The organism is Aeromonas sp. 600527, assembly GCF_049175415.1.
Taxonomy (GTDB): Bacteria; Pseudomonadota; Gammaproteobacteria; order Enterobacterales; family Aeromonadaceae; genus Aeromonas; species Aeromonas veronii_A.
The window spans coordinates 43003-57087 of record NZ_JAAKVA010000023.1 but is presented as its reverse complement, the minus strand read 5'-3'; the positions used below and the strand labels follow the sequence as shown (position 1 = coordinate 57087).

At 60.2% G+C, this 14085-nt stretch carries 10 protein-coding genes and 1 tRNA gene; 7 read left to right on the top strand and 4 right to left on the bottom strand.

Annotated elements, in window-relative coordinates; genetic code table 11:
* Window positions 1–76, top strand: a tRNA-Gly gene (locus G5154_RS19925).
* 241 nt (window positions 77–317) lie between these two features.
* Here the strand turns inward: G5154_RS19925 and G5154_RS19920 are convergent.
* From G5154_RS19920 to G5154_RS19910, 3 genes are all read right to left on the bottom strand, one after another.
* Window positions 318–527 (bottom strand): cold-shock protein, encoded by a 210-nt coding sequence (locus G5154_RS19920; RefSeq protein WP_005338972.1) that lies wholly within the window; start codon window positions 525–527, stop codon window positions 318–320.
* A gap of 275 nt (window positions 528–802) precedes the next feature.
* Window positions 803–1471, bottom strand: a complete 669-nt coding sequence (locus G5154_RS19915; protein WP_279491280.1) for a LysM-like peptidoglycan-binding domain-containing protein — start codon at window positions 1469–1471, stop codon at window positions 803–805.
* Between the two features lie 99 nt (window positions 1472–1570).
* A complete protein-coding gene (locus G5154_RS19910; RefSeq protein WP_005340984.1) occupies window positions 1571–3673 on the bottom strand; it encodes a methyl-accepting chemotaxis protein in 2103 nt (700 codons plus the stop codon).
* 260 nt (window positions 3674–3933) lie between these two features.
* Between G5154_RS19910 and gltX the strand changes: the two genes are divergently transcribed.
* Window positions 3934–5349: a glutamate--tRNA ligase gene (gene gltX, locus G5154_RS19905; RefSeq protein ID WP_216980194.1), complete on the top strand. Its 1416-nt coding sequence runs from the start codon at window positions 3934–3936 to the stop codon at window positions 5347–5349.
* 131 nt (window positions 5350–5480) lie between these two features.
* Here gltX and G5154_RS19900 read toward each other — a convergent pair whose 3' ends face one another.
* Window positions 5481–6731 (bottom strand): methyl-accepting chemotaxis protein, encoded by a 1251-nt coding sequence (locus G5154_RS19900; protein WP_005340980.1) that lies wholly within the window; start codon window positions 6729–6731, stop codon window positions 5481–5483.
* Between the two features lie 101 nt (window positions 6732–6832).
* Here G5154_RS19900 and G5154_RS19895 point away from each other — a divergent pair, with 101 nt between their 5' ends.
* The 5 genes from G5154_RS19895 (at window position 6833) to hemE (ending at window position 14079) form a co-directional block, all read left to right on the top strand.
* Window positions 6833–7582 (top strand): potassium channel family protein, encoded by a 750-nt coding sequence (locus G5154_RS19895; RefSeq protein ID WP_005340978.1) that lies wholly within the window; start codon window positions 6833–6835, stop codon window positions 7580–7582.
* Window positions 7583–7727: 145 nt separating this feature from the next.
* Window positions 7728–8333 (top strand): TIGR04211 family SH3 domain-containing protein, encoded by a 606-nt coding sequence (locus tag G5154_RS19890; RefSeq protein ID WP_005340977.1) that lies wholly within the window; start codon window positions 7728–7730, stop codon window positions 8331–8333.
* 332 nt (window positions 8334–8665) lie between these two features.
* Window positions 8666–11830, top strand: a complete 3165-nt coding sequence (gene putA / locus G5154_RS19885) for a bifunctional proline dehydrogenase/L-glutamate gamma-semialdehyde dehydrogenase PutA (protein WP_421251548.1) — start codon at window positions 8666–8668, stop codon at window positions 11828–11830.
* Window positions 11831–12051: 221 nt separating this feature from the next.
* Window positions 12052–12831 (top strand): NAD(+) diphosphatase, encoded by a 780-nt coding sequence (gene nudC, locus G5154_RS19880; RefSeq protein WP_421251547.1) that lies wholly within the window; start codon window positions 12052–12054, stop codon window positions 12829–12831.
* Window positions 12832–13011: 180 nt separating this feature from the next.
* Window positions 13012–14079 (top strand): uroporphyrinogen decarboxylase, encoded by a 1068-nt coding sequence (gene hemE / locus G5154_RS19875; protein WP_005335440.1) that lies wholly within the window; start codon window positions 13012–13014, stop codon window positions 14077–14079.
* Window positions 14080–14085: the final 6 nt, after the last annotated feature.

The following is a 14085-nucleotide window of genomic DNA, read 5'->3' as shown; positions in this document are numbered from 1 at the left end:
GCGGGAATAGCTCAGTTGGTAGAGCACGACCTTGCCAAGGTCGGGGTCGCGAGTTCGAGTCTCGTTTCCCGCTCCAATCTCTCTTCGAAGTTTTCATAATCCCTTTGAATTGCCCTTCACATCGCGTTGCGATGCTTTGTCGTATCTGGCGTTTACTCAGCGCGTCTCTGCTACCTCTCCTGCAAACAGGAAGGGGATGTGGGCTCATGGTGCGGGTTGTACCAGGCAAGCGGTTGTGACAGGTGGTGGGAGGCGAGAATTGCGGGCAAAAAAGAGGAGGGGCCTTGGCTCCTCCTGCATGATTCACTGGCGCGGGCTTAGACCAGAGTAACGTTCTCAGCCTGAGGGCCTTTTTTGCCCTGGGTCACAGTGAACTGGACTTTTTGACCTTCAGCCAGGGTTTTGAAACCGGTGCTCTGGATGGAGGAGAAGTGAACGAATACGTCCGGACCCTGGGATTGTTCAATAAAGCCAAAACCCTTGGTTTCGTTGAACCATTTTACCTGGCCGGTGCGAATGTCAGACATGTGCTAAATCCTATCAATAACAAAATGAAACTAAGCCCGTGCTGGGCTGCATTTGCCTTGCAAGCAGGGGTTGGCTCATGACTGACCACGTCTCTTTGTCCCAGTAGCACGTAGAACAATCCCTGTTTAAAGCACAAACGATTGTACGTTAGCGTCGATCCTTGTCAATTTGACCCCTTTCGTTTTTTGAACAAGCTAAAAATATTGTGAAGTCAGTAGCTTATTTGAAGAGGTTTGACTGAAAAAAACGGGAGGCCAGCGCCTCCCGTTTTTTGTTATTCCTTGAGGGCGAACCCTTCGCCCTGCCGGTCGTAGCGGTAGACCGCCTGGCCGTAGGAGCGGATCTCCACCCGCTGGATGCGGCGGGTGTCGTCCACCAGGATGAAGATAGAGCGGCCAGATTGCAGGCGTGTCAGCGGGCGATCCGGCCCCTCGATGGCGATCAGGCGACTGAGCTCGGCACCCGGCAACTCGAATTTACGCCAGATGGAGTAGAGGGTCTCACCCGCCTGCACATCGTGTTGCAACCAGGTGCCGTTGACCTTCTCTTCGACCGGCTTGGCAGTCGCGGGCGCACTGCCTGCCGCACCATTGCCGACATTTAGAGCCTGAGCAGGTACGGCCAGCGGCACTTCCAGCGAGCCGGAAGGGGCTGCCTTGGGGGCGGATGGAGCCGGTTCCCAGGCCAGTACCAGCAACCAGAGCGGGATCAGGATCAGCAGACCTATGGTGTTTTTACGCGGCAGCGGGCTGGACAGCTTGAATTTGCCTGCTTTGGCATCCTGGCTGCGTTGGCCGAGGTTGCTCATCCCTTGGCCAAAACGTTGGCGCAGGGACAGGGTCGCGGCATTGATGCGATGGAGCAGGGATCCTTGTGATTCGTCTTGGCGACGCTGCTGGGCTCGTCTGTTATGGCCTCGTGGGCGACGGTCCGGGGTGGGCACGGCATTTACCTCTCACTACATTGCCTGCCATCAGGCAAATTCGTCGCCTATGGTAAACGGACTCGCCCCCGAGGGGGAGAGTCCTGAGGCGGAAAATTATCAGCTGAGACGAAATTGACCCAATAATTGCTGCAATTTGTCGGCCGCCTGACGCAATGCCTGACTGGCTTTGGCCGTTTCGGTCGCATCCTGAGCAATGTCGTTGGCCAGTGCGTTGGTTTTTGAGAGGTTGCCGGAGACGGTCTCGGAGACCGAGCTCTGCTCTTCGGCGGCGGAGGCGATCTGATAGGTCATGTCGTTGATGGTGGAGATGGCCTGGTAGATGCTACCGAGCGCCTCTTCCGCCAGATCCGCCTCGCCCACCGCTTGATGGGTCAACTGCTGGCTCTGGGTGATGGCGTTGACTGCATTGGTAGAGCTCAGGCGGATCTTCTCGATTAGCTCTTGGGTGTTCTGTACCGCCTGCTGGGTATTGCCAGCCAGTTTGCGCACCTCGTCGGCGACCACCGCGAAACCGCGCCCCTGCTCGCCGGCCCGGGCAGCCTCGATGGCGGCGTTGAGGGCCAGCAGGTTGGTCTGGTCGGCAATCCCCTGAATGACGGTGAGGATGCTGGTGATCTGGGCGCTGTCGTGGGCCAGCCCTTCCACCACTTCGGCCCCTTTACCGGCTTCTGCCGCGACCTTGTGCATCGACTGGATCACCTGCTGGAAGCGCTCCTTGCCCTGATCGGCGGCGCTTTGCGCCTGTTTGGCCGAGTCGGCGGTGTTGTTGGCGTGGGTGGCGACCTCCTGACTGACGTAGGACATCTCCTGCACCGCGGTCAGCATCTGCTCCATCTCCGCCTGATGGTGCTGCAGGTTGTTGTCGGTCTGACCGGCGATGCGGTCGGTGTCACCGGCGTAACGGTTCACCTCGCTGGCAGTCTTGAGCACATCCCCGAGCAGCCCTTGCAACTTGTCGATAAAGCGGTTGATGCCCTTGGCGAGATCCCCCAGCTCGTCGACAGAGCGGGTTGCGAGGCGCTTGGTGAGATCCCCTTCACCATCGGCAATGTCATCCACCAGGCTGACCATCTGACGGATGGGGCCAGTGATACTGCGGGCAATCACCAGCATGGTGGCCAGCGCCAGCACCAGTACGATAAAGGCACCGACCAGCTGCTGGGTCACCGCTGCCTGGTTCATCTCATTGAGCTGGCTCTCCAGTTGATCGGCCCCTGCCAGTACCACCTTGTAGGGCAGGGTGACGATGATGGCCCAGTTGCGGCTCATTCCCGGCACCATGATGGGAACGGAAATACGGAATGATTCGTCCAGCTCCTGACGTTGCACTTCCGGTTTCAGGTACTGCTGCCACTGGTTACCCAGCACCTTACCTGCATTACTACCTAGCAGGCTGGCATCGCCGCTGGTGCCGGTGATGACTCCGGCGGCGCTGACGATCAGGGTCTCCCCCTGGCCATCATAGATGTTGTTGTTGAGGCTCTTGGCCTGACGACTGATGGAGTCCACCGCCAGATCCAGCGCTGCGATCCCCTTGAACTGACCATCCACCATGATGGGGGTGGTGATAGTGCTCACCAGCACCTGCTGACCGTTGATATCCACCTTGAAGGGATCGATCAGACAAGAGCGCCCTTCCCGTTTCGGGCAGGCGTAGTAGTCGTTGGCGGGATTGCCGAATTCGTCCGGGTCGGTCTTGTCGATGGAGAGCAGCAGATCGGTACCGATTTGATCCTTGTCGCGATAGAAGTAGGGCACGAAGCGCCCCTTGTCGTCACTGCCCAGCGTACTCTGCCCGACGAAGGCGGCATCCTGACCGTCGAAACCGTTGGGCTCAAAGCCGGCAAAGGCGCCATAGAGTTGCGGCTCCAGGGCCAGTTGTGCCTTGAGCAGGTCGGTGGCCTGCTGGCGATCCAGCGGCAGTTTGCCCTGCTGTTGCAGGGCGAGGGCGCTGGCCATCTGTTGGGTATAGGAGAGCCCCTTTTGCAGCAGTTGGGTGATGGTGGCCGCCTCGGCGCGGGCATTGGCGCTGACCTTCTGCCAAGCCTCCTGCTGTAGCGCTTCACGGCTGGAGCTGATGGTCAGTTGTTGGGTCTGTTGGCCGGAGTATTGGTTGAGCAGGATCAGGATGACCAGGGCGGTGGTCATGGCAATCCCGGCCATCACTAGAATGCGGTTTTGGATCGAACGGAACTGCATCGTCTCTTCCTTGTTGGTGAGCGTTATTTGGATATCGGCCGGAGGAGGCAGCTCTCCAACACTTCCCATAGCAAATCGGAAATGGGGATTTTGTTTTGCGATCCCCTTCAAAGATTGATGGGCAGGTGAGAAGGGTCAAATTTTCCCCGCTACCAGGCCCTGTTGCCACTTCATGGTTTTCCCATCCGTCTTTGTCGGTGCTAAAATGCGACGGTTTTTTCTAACGAATTGGCCCAAGGCCCTCTACACAAGGCTTAAAGATGAAAGTCAAAACCCGTTTTGCTCCCAGCCCGACCGGCTTTTTGCATGTCGGCGGTGCCCGTACCGCACTCTATTCCTGGTTGTTTGCAAAGAACCAGGGCGGTGAGTTCGTGCTGCGTATTGAGGATACCGACCTGGAACGTTCCACTCAGGAGGCGATCGACGCCATCATTGAGGGCATGGAATGGCTGGAGCTGAACTGGGATGAGGGCCCCTACTACCAGACCAAGCGCTTCGATCGCTACAACGCGCTGATCGACGAGATGCTGGCCGATGGCCGCGCCTACAAGTGCTACTGCTCCAAAGAGCGTCTGGAAGCGCTGCGCGAAGGCCAGATGGCCAACGGCGAGAAGCCCCGTTATGACGGCAAGTGCCGCGATCATGCCCACGATCACTCGGCCGATGCGCCGCACGTGATTCGCTTCCGCAACCCGACCGAAGGTTCCGTGGTGTTCGATGACCACGTCCGTGGCCGCATCGAGTTCGCCAACACCGAGCTGGACGATCTGATCATCCGCCGTACCGACGGCGCGCCGACCTACAACTTCTGCGTAGTGGTCGATGACTGGGATATGGAGATCACCCACGTGGTGCGTGGCGAAGACCACATCAACAACACCCCGCGCCAGATCAACATCTATAAGGCGCTGAACGCGCCGGTACCGGAATTTGCCCACGTCTCCATGATCCTGGGTGACGACGGTGCCAAGCTCTCCAAGCGCCACGGTGCAGTCTCCGTGATGCAGTACCGCGATGACGGCTACCTGCCGGAAGCGCTGCTGAACTATCTGGTGCGTCTGGGCTGGTCCCACGGCGATCAGGAGATCTTCAGCCTGGAAGAGATGATCAAGCTGTTCAGTCTGGATGCCATCTCCAAGTCTGCCTCTGCCTTCAACACCGACAAGCTGCTGTGGCTGAACAACCACTACATGCGCAGCCTGGATCCGACCTATGTTGCCAAGCATCTGGCATGGCACATGGAAAACCAGAAGATCGACACCAGCAATGGCCCGGCGCTGGCCGACGTGGTCACCCTGCTGGCCGAGCGCTGCAACACCCTGGTCGAGATGGCCGCCCAGAGCCGCTACCTGTTCGAAGATTTTGAGGCGATCGACGAAGCGGCCGCCAAGAAGCACCTGCGTGGTGTGGCTGCCGAGCCGCTGGCTCTGGCCAAGACCAAGCTGGCTGCACTGGATAGCTGGACCACCGAAGCGCTGCACGAGCTGATTGAAGCGACTGCCGCCGAGCTGGGCCAAGGCATGGGCAAGGTCGGCATGCCGCTGCGCGTGGCTGTCACCGGTCTGGGTCAATCTCCTGCCATCGACGCCGTGATGGCGCTGGTTGGCAAAGAGCGTGTTCTCGCACGTATCGACCGAGCTCTCGCTTACATTGAAGCCCGGATGGCTGCCGAGTAAGTGCTGCCGATATAGCAGGCGAGGAGAGCCCCCGTTCTGCCCCATGCTGAATAGCAAAAATCCGAAACCACTGGTTTCGGATTTTTTTATGGCCGGGAGCTGCGGTGGGGCACCATGGTGGTCATGCCCGATCAGGCCAGCTTGAAGGACTGGATCTGGCTGTCGAGCTCCTTGCTGTGTTGTTCGACCAGCTCGGAGGCTTCTTGCAGTTCGCGCAGTACCACGACGGAGCCTTCAGCGATCTGCCTGACCTGTTCCAGATTGCCGCGCATCTCTTCGGCGACCGAGCTCTGCTGCTCGGAGGCGGCGGCGATGTGGCGGTTCATGTCGGCGACACCCTGTACCCGCTGCACTATGGTGGCGAGCTGGGTACCGGCCTGGGTCACCTGTTCCACTCCTTTGTCGGCCTGGCGCACGCTATGTGCCATCAGTTCGGCGGCCTGAGCTGCATTGCCCTGTAGTTGTTCGATCATCTTCTGGATCTCGACGGTGGCGGCCTGGGCGCGGTTAGCCAGCTCGCGCACCTCGGAGGCCACTACGGCAAAGCCACGACCCGCTTCACCGGCGCGGGCCGCTTCGATGGCGGCGTTCAGTGCCAGAAGGTTGGTCTGCTCCGAGATGCCGCGAATGGTATCGACTACCGAGCCAATGCGCTCGACCCCTTGCTCCACCTGATTGACCACGGTAGCGGAGCGCTGGATATTGCCGGAGAGGGTGTCGATGGTGTTGACGGTCTCGGTAACGCAGCGGCTCCCCTCCTCGGCCAGCTGGCTGGTTTCGGCGGTGGCGTGAGAGGCTTGATCCGCATGGGTGGCCACTTCGCGAATGGCGCCGACCATCTGGCTCATGGCGCTTGCCAGTTGCTCAATCTGGGTGAACTCTTCGTTGATCGCTTCGTTGGCCTCTTCCATGCAGAGAGTAACCTGAGAGGCGATGTCGTTGAGCTCCTTGCAGGCGGCGCGCTGGTTGCCAAACACTGCTTTGAGGTTCTCCTGCGAGTGGGAGACCGCCTTGGCGATATCACCGAACTCGTCACGAGACTTGAGCAGTACTTTGTGGCTGAGGTCCCGCTTGGCGAAGCGCTCCAGCAGGCCCACCAGATAGTGCACCTGCTTGACCATCAGGCGAGAGCCGGTGAGCAGCAGGATTACGAACAGCAGCCCCATGATGGTGGTCTCCATCAGGCCGGTCCAGAGCAAGCGATTGGAGATCGCATCTGCCTTGGCGGGATCAAGCCCTTCGCTGAGCAGAGTTGACTCCAGATTGTTGGCATCAAACCAGAGTTTGGTCAGTAGCAAAATGGTACTGAACACCATCAGCAACACTACTTTTGGCACCAGCCGAATGTTGCTCATCCGCTTCTCTAGCAGGTTTAACTGCATCGTGAAATCTCCTTTGAAAATCGCTTTTTCCTTTGCCCTCAGGACTATCGGCATTATCTTCTCTTTTATTAATTTGCACTGTGCTTAAAGTTGGAAAATGTATGCGACATCACTTAACTCATCTGCGGGCGATGGATCTGCTGATGGCATTTCTGTCGATTATCTCGGTTGTGCTGGTGACGGCCCGCTGGTGGGGGCAGGCAACCCTCACTCCCCAAACCCTGCAACTCTTCTATGACCTGGACAGCCTGATCTGTTACTTCTTCCTTGCCCATTTCGCTTATGGTTGGCTTCGGGCCCCTGATCGAAAATCCTTCTTCAAGACCAACTGGATCTATCTACCAGGCAGTTTGCCGATGGTGGAGCAGCTGCGTTGGGCCCGTTTGCTACAGCTTTGGCGGGTCTATCAACTGTTCAAGGAGAACCCGGATCTCTGGGCCATGTTCCGTCGCGAGCGAAACGAGACAACCCTCTCCGGCATCCTGTTCCTCTTTTTCCTGCTGCTGGGGTTGGGATCCGGTGTCATGTACTGGATTGAGTCTGGTCAGCCCGGCAGCCAGATTGAGACACCTTATGACGCATTCTGGTGGACGCTGGTGACCCTCTCCACAGTCGGTTACGGGGATCTGGTGCCCAAAACAGAGGAAGGGCGTTTTGTTGCCAGCCTGCTGATCCTGTTCGGGGTCGGTCTGTTTGGTGCCATCAGTGGTTTTATGGCCAGCATCTTTTTGCAACCGGCCAAGGAGAGCGAAACCGACAAGTGGCGTCATCACTACAACAACCAGCAAGAGGAGTTGCTGCGGGAGATCCGCGCCCTGCGCAGCGAGGTGCGGGAGTTAAAAAGCAAGTGAGGGTGCGGGTGGGCAAGTGGCGAGGTAGCTCGCCACTCTGTGCTATTTATCCGGGGGCGCAGATTTTTCTTTGCTTGTCCTTTAACCTGCTGGCGGCTTAACATTCAACCTCTTGTCCAAACCAGAAAAAGAGAACCGATCGACCATGCGCGCCCTTCTCGGGATTTTGATCTGCTTGTGTGCCCAACAGGCACTGGCCGACACACGTTATGTTTCAGACAACATCTTTACCTATATCCACAATGGTCCGGGTACCCAGTACCGGATTCTCGGTAGCGTCAAGGCTGGTGAACCGCTGGAGGTGAAGGCGGTGAACGGCGATGCCGGATTCACCCAGGTGGTGGACGGGCGTGGTCGCGAAGGGTGGATAAAAAGCAATGAACTGCAGAGTGAGCCCAGCTTGCGCGAGCGGCTCCCTCAGGTAGAAAAGGAGCGGGATGAGCTCAAGGCGCGCCTGCAAAATCTCAACGGTGACAACGAAAAACGCTTCACCGAGAAGGATGGCCAGATCGCGGCCCAGAGCAAGGAGATCGCCGCCCTCAAGGCTCAGCTGGCCAGCCAGGGTGAAGAGATGAACAATCTCAAAGAGCAGAACGATGCCCTGACCCAGAGCTACGACAACCAGGAGCACGACATGCAGATGGACTGGTTTATCCGTGGTGGCGCCATGGTGGGGGCGGGGATCCTGCTCGGCATCCTGTTGCCCATGCTGCCCCGCCGTCGCAGCCGTGGCGATCGCTGGATGAACTGACAGCTTCTGGCTGACTGAATTGATGAGAAGGGTCGCCGTGGCGGCCCTTCTTTTTTTGGGCGCATTGGGACATCCGGTATTGGGTGGGATGCGTGGCTGCTTTGCGACAGGACGGGCGGTGGCAGATCGTATACAAAATGAAGTCAGATGACCCTCATGTTTACTGGCAGGCCGGCTTCAAAAGGGAATAAATGAGGTGAATTAGCGATCTTTGTTAAGGAGTGGCAACAAATTCATTTCATATAGGGGAGGATATTGTATACATTGTCGGCGTTTCGGCGGTGCGACCGCCTTTGTCGATATCAGCCTTAGGGCGTACAGGAAGACCCCATATGTTCAAAGCTACTCAAGTGCTTGCCGCTGACTATATCCCCTCCGATCTGGCCGCCCTGCGCGAAGCCATCACCCAAAACTACGTGGTGGATGAAAATGCCTATCTGGCCGAACTGTCGGCCATGCTGCCGGGAGATGGCGCCTCGCTGGAGCAGGTGACCCAGCGTGCCCGTACTCTGGTGACCAAGGTGCGCAAGGAGAGCGGCTCTGGCGACGGTATCGATGCCTTCCTGCAGGAGTACAGCCTGGATACCCAAGAGGGGATCATCCTGATGTGTCTGGCCGAGGCGCTGCTGCGCATTCCCGATGCCGAGACCGCCGACGCCCTGATCAAGGACAAGCTCTCCGGCGCCAACTGGTCATCTCATTTCCGCAAGAGCGACTCTACTCTGGTCAACGCCTCCACCTGGGGGCTGATGCTGACCGGCAAGATTATCAAGCTCGACAAAAAGCTCGACGGCAACCCGGCCAACCTGCTGGGGCGCATGGTCAACAAGCTGGGCGAACCGGTGGTGCGCTCCGCCATGTACGCCGCCATGAAGATCATGGGCAAGCAGTTCGTGCTGGGGCGCGACATGAAAGAGGCGCTCAAGGCGAGCCGCAAATCCCGCGAGCTGGGCTACACCCACACCTACGACATGCTGGGTGAATCGGCGCTGACCATGCAGGATGCCGACAAGTATCTGACCGATTACCGCAACGCCATCGAGGCGGTGGGCAACGAGCGGATCAGCGACGGCGGCCCGGCCCCCTCCATCTCCATCAAGCTCTCGGCACTCCATCCACGCTATGACGTGGCCAACCGCGAACGGGTGCTCGGCGAAATGTGCGAGCGGCTGGTGGGGCTGGTGCGTCTCGCCCGCGACAAGGATGTGGCCATCAGCATCGACGCCGAGGAGATGGACAGACTCGAGCTGTCGCTGGATCTGTTCGAGCAGCTCTACCGCTCCGATGCCAACCGTGGCTGGGGTAAGCTCGGCATGGTAGTGCAGGCCTACTCCAAGCGCGCCCTGCCGGTACTCTGCTGGCTCACCGCGCTGGCCCGCGAGCAGGGTGACCTCATTCCGGTTCGCTTGGTAAAAGGCGCCTACTGGGACAGCGAACTGAAATATGCCCAGCAGGCGGGCCTGCCCGGCTACCCGCTGTTTACCCGCAAGGCGGGCACCGATATCTCCTACCTCGCCTGCGCCCGCTACCTGCTGAGCGAACCGACCCGCGGCTTTATCGCTCCCCAGTTCGCCACCCACAACGCCAATACCGTGGTCAGCATTCTGGAGATGGCCGGCGATCGCCAGTTCGAATTCCAGCGCCTGCACGGCATGGGCGAGGAGCTGCACAACGCCGTGCTGAGCGACAATCCCGGTCTGCACTGCCGCATCTACGCGCCGGTCGGCGCCCACAAGGACTTGTTGCCCTATCTGGTGCGCCGCCTGCTGGAGAACGGGGCCAACACTTCCTTCGTTCACAAGCTGGTGGATTCCAATACCCCGGTGGACTCGCTGGCCGAGCACCCGCTGCGCACCCTCAAGCGCTACTCCGGCTTTGCCAACGACCGCATTCCGCAGCCGGTGAACCTCTTCAGCGACCGCAAGAACTCCAGCGGCGTCAACATGAACATCCTCTCCATCCAGCGCCCCTTCTTTGCCCGCTTGAAAGAGCTGGAGAGCAAGCAGTGGCTGGCGGGCCCCATCGTCGATGGCGAGACCCTCAAGCGCAGCGAGGCACGAACCGTGCTGAGCCCGCAGGATGTGAGCCTCACCGTCGGCAAGATCCACTGGGCCGACGAGCAGGCGGTGGAGCAGGCCTTGGCATCTGCCCACGCAGCCTTCCCGCGCTGGCGTGAAACCCCGGTGAGCGAGCGTGCTGCCGCGCTGGAGAAGCTGGCGGATCTGCTGGAAGCGAACCGCGAGCAGTTTGTCTCCCTCTGTACCCGCGAGGCGGGCAAGCTGCTGCAAGATGGCATCGACGAGGTGCGTGAGGCGGTCGATTTCTGCCGCTACTACGCGGTGCAGGCCCGCGGCCTGATGGGGCAGGCGACCCTGTTGCCCGGTTATACCGGCGAGCAGAACGAGCTGTTCCTGCAGGGGCGCGGTGTCTTTGTCTGCATCAGCCCGTGGAACTTCCCGCTGGCGATTTTCCTCGGCCAAATCGCAGCTGCGCTGGCCACCGGCAACACCGTTATCGCCAAACCGGCGGAGCAGACCGGTCTTATCGCCCATCTGGCGGTGACGCTGGCCCATCAGGCCGGTATTCCGGGCGACGTGCTGCAGCTGCTGCCCGGTGATGGTGCCACCGTCGGTGCCAAGTTGACGGCGGATCCGCGCATCGGCGGCGTCTGCTTCACCGGCTCCACCGAGACTGCCAAGCTCATCAACATGACCCTGGCCAAGCGCGATGGTGCCATCCTGCCGCTTATCGCCGAAACCGGTGGTCAGAACGCCATGATCGTCGACTCCACCGCCCTGCCGGAGCAGGTGGTGCGCGACGTGGTGAGCGCCGCCTTCCAGAGCGCCGGTCAACGCTGCTCGGCCCTGCGGGTGCTCTATCTGCAGGAGGAGATTGCCGAGCGGGTGCTGGAGATCCTCACCGGCGCCATGCAGGAGCTCAAAGTGGGCAACCCGGCCGAGCACAACACCGACGTAGGCCCGGTGATCGACGCCGATGCCAAGGCCGGTCTCGATGCTCACCTCGCCTACATGGTGCCGCGCGCTCGCCTGATTGCCCAGGCGCCGATGCCGGCCGCGACCATGGAGGGGCACTTTGTCCAGCCGACCGCACTGGAGATCGGTTCCATCCGCGAGCTGGTCAAGGAGCAGTTCGGCCCCATCCTGCACGTGGTGCGCTACGCCACCCGGGATCTGGACAAGGTGATCAGCGATATCAACGGCACCGGCTACGGTCTGACGCTCGGGATCCACAGCCGCAACGAATCTCACGCCGAGGAACTGGCGAGCCGCATCAATGTGGGTAACGTCTACATCAACCGCAACCAGATCGGCGCCATGGTCGGGGTGCAGCCGTTCGGCGGCCAGGGGCTTTCCGGCACCGGCCCCAAGGCGGGTGGCCCCCACTATCTGAGTCGGTTTGTCACCGAGAAGACCCGCACCATCAACACCACGGCGGTGGGCGGCAACGCCTCCCTGCTGGCGATGGGCGATGCCTGAACCGCGTCGATAGAGGCCGGATACGGGATGCCGGATAACAGCGGGCCGCCTTCGGGCGGCCTCTTTATTTGCACCATCCGTTTTTTACGAATGGGACAATCGGCCATGGTGGGGTCGTCAGCGACCCGTGCTGGTCGTAAGATGGGAGCCATTCGCGCGGCGTTTGCCCCTTGGTCGGCCAGCCGTGGCCTGGGTTTTGTTTTAACGAGAGTGTTTATCTGATGTCATTAACCGAACAAGCCCGCTGGTTCGTGCTGGGGGGCGATCATCTGGTACTGCTCGATCAGCAGGGAGAGGTGCCACAGGGCAGCAAAGCGTGCCTGCCTGCTGCGCTGGCAGAGGCCCATTTCGAGCGTTTCGATGAGTGGCAGGGGCTGCCCTGCTATCTGCTGGATCTGGGGGCTGAGGCCGACACGACTATGATGGCCCCCCTGCGCCAGCTGATGGTGGCGGGGGACGAAGAGGGCTTTCGTCTCGCGGGCCGTGCCTGGCAGCTCGTTACCTTCCGCCGCACCCACCGTTTCTGCGGCGAGTGCGGCGCCCCCATGACCCCGAAGGCGGCGGAGTGGGCGCAGGTGTGCCACCACGGCCACAGCGTCTATCCGCGCATCTCCCCCTGCATTATAGTGGCGGTGCGCAAGGGGTCGGAGATCCTCTTGGCAGCCCATCGCCGTCACTATCAGGCGGACGATCCCATGTATACCGTGCTGGCCGGCTTTGTGGAGGCGGGGGAGAACCTCGAGCAGTGCGTGGCGCGAGAGGTGTTCGAGGAGAGCGGCGTCCGGGTGCGCAATGTGCGCTATGTGGCGAGCCAGCCCTGGCCCTTCCCTCACAGCCTGATGATGGGCTTTACCGCCGACTACGAGAGCGGCGAGATCAGGGTGCAGGACGACGAACTGGTGGCCGCCGCTTTCTTTGCCGCCGACCGGCTGCCGCGTTTGCCGCCTCACGGCACCATCGCCCGGCGCTTGATCGAGTTGTCACTGGCTGGCGAGGGGTAACGGCGCTTATCTTTTCGCCAACCTTTTTGCACTTCTTTTTAAAAACGGGGCGCTCTGGTTTGCGCCCCTTCACATCTTTGCAACCGATCACCCATTTGCCACGTTTTGGGCAGTCCGCTTGACTGGGCAAAGTGGTATTATGACCGCCATTTTATGCGTGATATGAATTCAGGAACTGGGATGAAAGAGCTGAAGAACGATCGATACCTGCGTGCTTTGCTGCGTCAGGATGTAGACATGACGCCGGTATGGATGATGCGCCAGGCAGGGCGCTATCTGCCGGAATACAAGGCGACTCGCGCCCAGGCGGGGGATTTCATGTCCCTGTGCCGCAATGCCGAACTGGCCTGTGAAGTCACCCTGCAGCCGCTGCGCCGCTACCCGCTCGATGCCGCCATCCTCTTCTCCGATATCCTGACCGTGCCCGATGCCATGGGGCTGGGTCTCTACTTCGAGCAGGGTGAAGGCCCGCGTTTCGAGCGTCCGATCACCTCCATGGCCGACGTGCAGGCGCTGCCCATTCCGGATCCGGAAGATGAGCTGGGCTACGTGATGAACGCGGTGCGCACCATCCGCCGCGAGCTGAAGGGCGAAGTGCCGCTCATCGGTTTCTCCGGCAGCCCATGGACTTTGGCCACCTACATGGTGGAGGGGGGCAGCTCCAAGGCATTCACCAAGATCAAGCAGATGATGTACGCAGAGCCGCAAACCCTGCACCTGCTGCTCGACAAGCTGGCCGACAGCGTGATTGCCTATCTCAACGCCCAGATCAAGGCGGGTGCCCAGGCGGTCATGGTGTTCGACACCTGGGGCGGCGTGCTCACCCCGCGCGATTACCGCGACTTCTCCCTGCAGTACATGCACAAGATTGTCGATGGCCTGATCCGCGAGCACGACGGTCGCCGTGTGCCGGTCACCCTGTTCACCAAGAACGGTGGTCAGTGGCTGGAGCAGATTGCCGCCACCGGTTGCGATGCGCTGGGTCTGGACTGGACCACCGACATTGCCGACGCCAAGCGTCGGGTCGGCGACAAGGTGGCGCTGCAGGGCAACATGGATCCCTCCATGCTCTACGCTACCCCGGCTCGCATCCGTGAAGAGGTCGCCTCCATTCTGGCCGGTTTCGGCCACGGCAACGGCCACGTATTCAACCTCGGCCACGGCATCCATCAGGATGTGAACCCGGAACATGCCGGCGTGTTCGTCAACGCGGTACACGAGCTCTCCGCCCAGTACCACGGTCGCTAAGGCCGG

Bases quoted from the DNA above. Each gene is read 5' to 3' on its own strand.
- G5154_RS19920 (WP_005338972.1), bottom strand. From the start codon at position 527: ATGTCTGACATTCGCACCGGCCAGGTAAAATGGTTCAACGAAACCAAG.
- G5154_RS19910 (WP_005340984.1), bottom strand. From the start codon at position 3,673: ATGCAGTTCCGTTCGATCCAAAACCGCATTCTAGTGATGGCCGGGATT.
- gltX (WP_216980194.1), top strand. From the start codon at position 3,934: ATGAAAGTCAAAACCCGTTTTGCTCCCAGCCCGACCGGCTTTTTGCAT.
- G5154_RS19900 (WP_005340980.1), bottom strand. From the start codon at position 6,731: ATGCAGTTAAACCTGCTAGAGAAGCGGATGAGCAACATTCGGCTGGTG.
- G5154_RS19895 (WP_005340978.1), top strand. From the start codon at position 6,833: ATGCGACATCACTTAACTCATCTGCGGGCGATGGATCTGCTGATGGCA.
- G5154_RS19890 (WP_005340977.1), top strand. From the start codon at position 7,728: ATGCGCGCCCTTCTCGGGATTTTGATCTGCTTGTGTGCCCAACAGGCA.
- putA (WP_421251548.1), top strand. From the start codon at position 8,666: ATGTTCAAAGCTACTCAAGTGCTTGCCGCTGACTATATCCCCTCCGAT.
- nudC (WP_421251547.1), top strand. From the start codon at position 12,052: ATGTCATTAACCGAACAAGCCCGCTGGTTCGTGCTGGGGGGCGATCAT.
- hemE (WP_005335440.1), top strand. From the start codon at position 13,012: ATGAAAGAGCTGAAGAACGATCGATACCTGCGTGCTTTGCTGCGTCAG.